We start from the raw sequence: 7,204 nt of genomic DNA on the forward strand, positions 1-7,204 counted from the left end.
CACCCGCCGGCGCTATGCCGGCTGCTGGCCGCGCATCCTTCGATCGACCTGCTGACGCACAGCGAGGCACTGGAGCTGCGGCGCCACGACGACCAGTGGCAGGTGCTGGCAGGCCAGCAGGAGCTGACCCGCGCGCCGGTGCTGGTGCTGGCTGCCGCTGCGGAAATCTGCCGCTTCGCGCAGAGCGCCGGCCTGCCGCTCAAGCGCATCCGCGGGCAGATCAGCCGCCTGCCGGCCAATCCGGCCAGCAGCGCCCTGCGCACCGTGGTCTGCGCCGACGGCTACGTCGCCCCGCCACGCGACGGCGAGCACACCCTGGGCGCCAGCTTCGACTTCCACAGCGACGACCTGACGCCGAGCGTCGCCGAACATGCCGGCAACCTCGGGCTGCTCAAGGACATTTCCAGCGATCTGGCCGAGCGCCTGCAGGCCGACCAGCTCGACCCGGCGCAGCTCGAAGGCCGCGCCGCCTTCCGCTGCACCAGCCCGGACTACCTGCCCATAGTCGGGCCGCTGGCCGATGCCGAGGCCTTCGCCGAACGCTACGCGGTGCTGGCTAAGGACGCCCGCCAGGTGCCCCAGGCGCCCTGCCCCTGGTTGCCCGGCCTGTACGTCAACAGCGGCCACGGCTCGCGCGGGCTGATCACCGCGCCGCTGTCCGGCGAGCTGATCGCCGCCTGGCTGGAAGGCGAACCCCTGCCGCTGCCGCGCGCGGTGGCCGAGGCCTGTCACCCCAACCGCTTCGCGCTGCGCCGCCTGATCCGCGGCGAGTAAGTCCCTTCCTGGCGCCTTCCCGCGACACTGCGCCGCGGGGCTGGTGGCTGCGCGCCGAAAATACCTAATGAAACAAATTCGTATTTACATTATCTTTACAAGCTCTTTCTAACCCCTCCTGCCGTACCGGAGCCGTCGCATGCACCGCAAGACCCGCCTCTGCCTCGCCATCAGCCTCGCCTGCCTGGGCAGCAGCGCCCTGGCCGAAGACAACCGCGAGCAACAGCTCGAACTGGACGCCATGACCATCAGCGCCACCCGCGGCCACAGCCAGGTGGGCAAGACGCCGCAGAAGATCACCGTCATCAGCCGCGAGCAGATCGAACAGCAACTGGCGATCACCAGCGACCACGGCCAGGTGCTGAGCAACCTGATTCCCTCCTACTCGCCGAGCCGGCAAAAGCTGAGCAACGCCGGCGAGACCTTCCGCGGCCGCGCCGCGCTGGTGATGATCGACGGCGTGCCGCAGTCCACGCCGCTGCGGGCCGGCGGCCGCGACGGCTACACCATCGACCTGGCGATGGTCGAGCGCATCGAGGTGATCCACGGCGCCAGCGCCGAGCATGGCCTGGGCGCCACCGGCGGCATCATCAACTACGTCACCCGCCGGCCACAGGGCGGCAGCCTCAGGCAGCACGCCGGCGTCAGCCTGGAGGCGGGCGACGACTTCGACGGCGACGGCCTGGGCTACAAGCTGGACTACCGCGTCGAAGGCAACCAGGGCAGTTGGGACTACCTGGCCGCCATCAGCGGCCAGACCCGGGGCATGTTCTACGACGCCGACGGCGAGCTGATCGGCGTCGACGACACCCAGGGCGACATCATGGATTCCACCAGCAGCGACCTGCTGGTCAAGCTCGGCTACTGGTTCGACGCCGAGCAGAACCTCGAACTGATGGTCAACCGCTTCCAGCTCGAGGGCGAGCACGACTACGTCAACGTGCCGGGCAACCGCGCCGCCGACGTGCCGACCACCTCGCGCAAGGGCCAGCCGCCGGGCAAGGCGCCGCAGAACGAGGTGCTGGCCACCAGCCTGACCTACAGCAACGCCGACCTGGCCGGCAACCAGTTCACCGCCCAGCTGTACAGCCAGCGCTTCCGCGCCCGCTACGGCGGCAACATCCTGCCCAGCTTCCAGGACCCGGCCATCGCCCCGGTCGGCACCCTGTTCGACCAGTCGCAGAACGAGTCGGACAAATACGGTGGCAAGCTCTCGCTGAGCCGCGACGACATGTTCGATGGCCTGCTCAAGCTCACCGGCGGCCTGGACTTCCTGCAGGACACCACCAGCCAGATGCTGATCGCCACCGACCGCGAGTGGGTGCCGGAAACCGTGTTCAAGAACCTCGCGCCCTTCCTCCAGGCCGAGGTGCGTGCCCACGAGCGCCTGACCCTGCACGGCGGGGTGCGCCACGAGTTCGCCAAGCTGGAGGTCGATCCGTTCCGCACCATCGCCTCCACCACCACGCCGCCGGGCGGCGTATCCGTCGAGGGCGGCGAGCCGGACTTCGAGGAAACCCTGTACAACGTCGGCCTGGTGTTCCAGGCCAGCGACTGGGCGCAGGTGTTCGCCAACTACTCGGAAGGCTTCGGCATGCCCGACGTCGGCCGCGTGCTGCGTGGCATCAACCAGCCCGGCCTGAGCGTGGACAGCTTCCTCGACCTGCAGCCGATCGTCACCGACAACCGCGAGATCGGCCTGCGCCTGAACCATGGCCCCTTCGATGCCGAAATCAGCTACTTCGAATCCGACTCCGACCTCGGCTCGCGCCTGGAGAGCGTCGGCGGCGTGTATCAGGTGCGTCGCGAACGCACCGAGATCGACGGCATCGAGGCCAGCGCCGGCTGGCAGATCGACGCCGTGCATCGTCTGCAGGCCAGCTACGCCAAGCTCAACGGCCAGTCGGACACCGACGGCGACGGCAAGGTGGACACCGACCTGGACGGCGCCAATATCGCCCCCGACCGCTACGGCATGAGCTGGCAGGCCAAGTGGAGCGACAAGCTCAACACCCGGGTGCAGGCCAACCACTACGCCAGCCGCAGCTTCGACACCCCCGGCCTGGACTTCGACGGCTACAGCCTGGTGGATGCCTCGGTCGGCTACCGCCTGCCGGTGGGCGAAGCCAGCCTGGGCGTGGAGAACCTGCTCAACCGCGACTACATGACCTACTACGCGCAGGCGGCCAGCACCCGCAACGACCAGTACTTCGCCGGCCGTGGTCGCACCTTCACCCTCGGCTATCAGCTCGACTTCTGAGTCGCCCCCCCGACGGCCGCGCCAGGCGGCCGTCGCTGACTCAGGCGGTGCGCGCCGCTGCCAGCACCGCCTTGGGTTTGCGAAACACCAGCACGTTGCCCGCCATCACCAGCGCCAGGCCCAGCAGCGCCGGGGCCGTCCACTGGTAGCCCTCGACGAACACCGAGATATTCAGCGCCACCACCGGGAACAGCACGGTGCAGTAGGCCGCGCGCTCCGGCCCCATGCGCCCGACCAGGGTCAGGTAGGCGGTGAAGCCGATCACCGAGCCGGGAATCGCCAGGTACAGCAGCGAGCCGATATAGCGCGCGTTCCATTCGAAGGCGAACGGCGTACCGCTGACCAGGCAGATGCCCACCAGCATCAGCGCGCCATAGAGCATGCCCCAGGCATTGGTGGTCAGTGGCTTGAGCCCGGCCTTCTGCTGCAGGCTGGAAAGCATGTTGCCGGCGGAGAAGAACAGCGTGCCGAGCAGCGCCAGGCCGATGCCCAGCAGGCTCTCGCGGCTGGTTTCGTGGCCGGCCAACTCCGGCCAGAACAGCAGCCCCAGGCCGGCCAGCCCCAGCGCGCCGCCGAGCAGCACGTTGGCGGCGATGCGCTGCCGGAAGAACAGCCGCGCGTTGAGCGCGTTCCACAAGGTGGCGGTGGAGAAGATCACCGCCACCAGGCCGCTGGGTATCCACTGGCTGGCGGTGTAGAAGCAGAGGAAATTGAGGCAGAACAGGCACAGCCCCTGCACCAGGCAGATCGCCTGGCCGCGCCGATCCAGACGCTGCAGCCGCCCGCTGAGCCAGAGCAGGGCGAACAGCACCGCGGCGGCCAGGGCGAAGCGGTAGGCGATGGAGGCGGCGACGGCCACCTCGCCCATCTGGAACTTGATGGCGATCCAGGTGGTGCCCCAGATCAGCACGGTAAGCAGGTAAAGCGACAGATTCATCGAGCATCTCCCATGACTGCCGCCAGTCTGCGGCCAGCCCACGAGGCGCGCTTGCATAAAGTTGCGCTTTTAAACCTGCGCCATCACTGCCTGCCATCGCCGCCCAGGCTTTATCATGCGGGCTTTGCCAATCAGGTCATTCCCTCCGCATGCTGTCCGCCGTCGCGCGCTACCAGAAACTGCTGTCCAGCGCCCTCGCCCGCTACTTCCCCCGCACCACCGCCTACCTACGCGCCGAGCGTGAGGCCGCCCAGCCGCGCCAGCCGGCGCGCAAACCGGCGAAGAAGAAAACCGCCGGCGGCAAAGCCGGCAAGCGCCAGCAAAAGGCCGACAAACCCGGCCCCGCGGGTATCTACCCCGCTGCCAGGCTCAAGGTGGACGATGCGCAGATCCAGGCCATGCGCCAGCGCGTCGCCGAGGCGGTGCGCGCCGGGCTGATCGGCGCCCCCTCGGACGAGCAATGGGCGATGATCCTCTGCCGCGCGCCGCTGACGCGCATCTTCGCCGGCGCCGGCTCGGGCAAGTCCAGCACCCTGGTACTGCGCGTGGTGTTCATGCTCTGCCACCTGCATATCGACCCGGCGCGGCTGACGGTGATTTCCTTCACCAACGCCTCCTGCGCCGAGCTGCGCGAACGCCTGCAGCGGCTGCTGGACTTCTGGCGCTACCCGCACGATACGCGCCAGTGCGTGCGCACCTTCCACTCGGCGATGGCGACGCTGGCCAAGGAAGAGCTGGGCAACCCGCGCTGGTTCGAGCAACTCGACGAACCCGGCGAGGAACCGGACAACCCGCTGGCCGGCGGCCGCCTGCGTCCGGCGCAGCAGCGCCTGCTCAAGCAGGCCTACCAGAGCGCCTATGCCGCGGACGCGCGCTTTCGCACACTGGTGCATCGCCTGCTCAGGCTAGCCGCGCCGCAGGAGCCGCCGCAGGGCAAGCCCAAGGCGCCGCTGGACGCCTGCAAGCTGGCCGGCGAATTCGCCGCGCAGCCGCTGTTCGAGCTGCTACACAGCCAGGCCGGTTTCGCCGAAAGCCTGGGTCTGCGTCTCGACCGTCTGGACGTCAAGGCGCTCGACTGCGGCGCGCGCGAGCGCGACTTCATCGAGGCCATGCAGCTGTTCCACGGGCACTTCGACGCCCTGCTGCAACGCCAGGGGCTGATGAGCTTCAACGGCGCCTTCCAGCGACTGAGCGAGCGCCTGCAGCGGGACGGCGGCAAACCGGGCCAGGCTCTGCTCGCCCTCGGCCATCTGCTGATCGACGAATTCCAGGACATCTCGCCGCAGATCCTGCAGTGGCTGCAAGCCGTACACAGAGAACTCGCCCGACATGGCGAGACGCTCAGCCTGATGGCCATCGGCGACGACTGGCAGTCGATCTACGGCTGGCGCGGCAGCTCGCCGGAGCTGTTCATCGACTTCGACCGCCACTTCCCCAGCAAGGGCCGCGGCAAGAGCACCACCCTGCTATTGGGCACCAACTACCGCAGCGTCGAGGCGGTGATCCGCGACGGCGAACGGGTACTGGCCGGCGTGGCACGCAAGCAGGACAAGACCAGCATCGCGCACAAGGCCATGCAGCCGGGCGATCACGGCGTCAAGCTGATCCAGCGTTTCGAGCTGGCCAGCGGCATGCCGCGCCTGCTCGCAGACATCGGCGCGCAATGCGCCCACGTCGCCACGCGCGCCAACGCCGACCGCACCGCCGTGCTGCTGCTGAGCCGGCGCAACGAGCCGCTGCAACAGATCCGCGCGCAGCTGGACAAGCAACTGCCGGTCAAGACCATGACCATCCACCGCGCTAAGGGCCTGCAGGCCGAGGTGGCGATCATCCTCGACGACTGCCTGCCGGCGGAGCCACACCCGCTGCGCAACGCCCTCTACGCCCACTGCGGCTTCTTCGCCGGCAGCTACGATCAGGCCATGCAGGACGAGACCCTGCGCCTGGCCTACGTGGCCATCACCCGCGGGGTGAGCCGGGTGCTCTGGTATACGCGCAAGGCGCAGGGGGCGACGCGCTCGCTTCAGGGCGGCTGAGCCGACGCTGAGCAATGCGCCGGGACTTTTTCGCCGGCAAGCAAGAATTGCCTGGAGCAGCTCCTGACGTCGCCCGCGACAGCCCCGAGGCTTGCCGCCAAGGCCGGTTACTACTCCTGCAAAACCGGCATCTCCGCCATTCTTGGCGGTCAAATGGCAGGCAACAAAAAATCGTCAGGAACGATTTTTGACGTCGCTTGCGACGGCCCCAAGGGTTGCCGCCATGGATGGCAGGCAACAAAAAACCCGCCGAAGCGGGTTTCTTCCCAACCATCCGACATCCTGTCGGTGGCCATCCGGGCCTGGTCATCGTCCTTGATCCTCAGCGATCCGTCGCTGCAGGGGATGGGTGTAGATTAAGGCGCCAGCCGGGGTGGCGACAGCGGCCAATGCCGCCGGCGCGTGTAAGACATTGGCTATAGCGCCTCAGCGCGCCCGCCCGATCATCCGCCCCAGCACGTCTGCCTCGCCCTGGCGGCGATGGACCAAGGCCATCGCCGCGTGGCCGAGGATCAGCGCCAGCAGCAGCCAGCCCAGGTTGCCGTGCAGCAGGTTGGCCGGGGCCATCAGCCATTCGATCTTCGGCCCGCTGAAACCGGCCATCAGTTCGATGCCGAAGGCGCTGAACTGGCGTCCGGAGCCGTACTGGCGCAGCAGCGCGAGCAGCGGCACCAGCAGCATCAGCGCATACAGCGCCAGGTGACCGAGCCGCGCCATGGCGTTGAGCGAGGCCGGCCGCCGGCTGCGGTTGGCCAGCGCCCAGAGCAGACGAACCAGCACCAGCGCCATCAGCAGCACGCCGGTGGGCTTGTGCGTGGCCCAGGCGAACTCGTCGAGGCTGGATTCCGCCAGCAGCAGGTGAACGAGGGTGGTGAAGAATTGCCAGCCCAACAGGGCGGCCATGCCCCAGTGCAGAATGCGGCTGACCAGGCCGTAGTGCTGGGCAGAGTCGTGGAGTGACGACATCGTGGTTCCTCTCGAATGTCAGAAGCGGGTGAACACAGGCTCAGGCAACAACCCGGCGCAGCGCCTTGACCTCAAGCAAGGCCGACGGCCGGAGTCATTACCGACCCGGTTCGGCGCACAGGGTGCCGCATGTCGCAGACCGCCGACCGCGCCCAGATGTAAACAACTGTGTCGACGCCCGGCGCACCGGGCGCCGGCTCAGCGCTCGCGCAGCGCGGCGTGGGCGTCTCG

6 protein-coding genes are annotated in these 7,204 nt (G+C 68.3%); 4 read left to right on the plus strand and 2 right to left on the minus strand.

What is annotated here, in order from left to right; genetic code table 11:
* A partial coding sequence (mnmC, locus tag N878_RS09250) for an FAD-dependent 5-carboxymethylaminomethyl-2-thiouridine(34) oxidoreductase MnmC (RefSeq protein WP_021443384.1) occupies window positions 1-774 on the plus strand: 774 nt, incomplete at its 5' end.
* A 139-nt stretch (window positions 775-913) separates the two neighbouring features.
* Window positions 914-3,034 carry a TonB-dependent receptor gene (locus tag N878_RS09255; protein WP_021443385.1) on the plus strand — a complete coding sequence of 707 codons (2,121 nt, stop codon included), beginning with the start codon at window positions 914-916 and terminating at the stop codon, window positions 3,032-3,034.
* Window positions 3,035-3,074: 40 nt separating this feature from the next.
* Here N878_RS09255 and N878_RS09260 read toward each other — a convergent pair whose 3' ends face one another.
* Entirely contained in the window at window positions 3,075-3,971 is an 897-nt protein-coding gene (locus N878_RS09260) for a DMT family transporter (RefSeq protein WP_021443386.1), read from the minus strand.
* A 149-nt stretch (window positions 3,972-4,120) separates the two neighbouring features.
* Between N878_RS09260 and N878_RS09265 the strand changes: the two genes are divergently transcribed.
* Window positions 4,121-6,007, plus strand: a complete 1,887-nt coding sequence (locus tag N878_RS09265; protein ID WP_021443387.1) for a DEAD/DEAH box helicase — start codon at window positions 4,121-4,123, stop codon at window positions 6,005-6,007.
* A gap of 153 nt (window positions 6,008-6,160) precedes the next feature.
* Window positions 6,161-6,367, plus strand: a complete 207-nt coding sequence (locus N878_RS28325; RefSeq protein ID WP_156350864.1) for a hypothetical protein — start codon at window positions 6,161-6,163, stop codon at window positions 6,365-6,367.
* A 66-nt stretch (window positions 6,368-6,433) separates the two neighbouring features.
* Here the strand turns inward: N878_RS28325 and N878_RS09270 are convergent, their stop codons facing one another.
* Window positions 6,434-6,973: a cytochrome b gene (locus N878_RS09270; RefSeq protein WP_021443388.1), complete on the minus strand. Its 540-nt coding sequence runs from the start codon at window positions 6,971-6,973 to the stop codon at window positions 6,434-6,436.
* Window positions 6,974-7,204: the final 231 nt, after the last annotated feature.

Origin of the sequence: Pseudomonas sp. EGD-AK9, assembly GCF_000465935.2 — a bacterium.
GTDB lineage: Bacteria > Pseudomonadota > Gammaproteobacteria > Pseudomonadales > Pseudomonadaceae > Aquipseudomonas.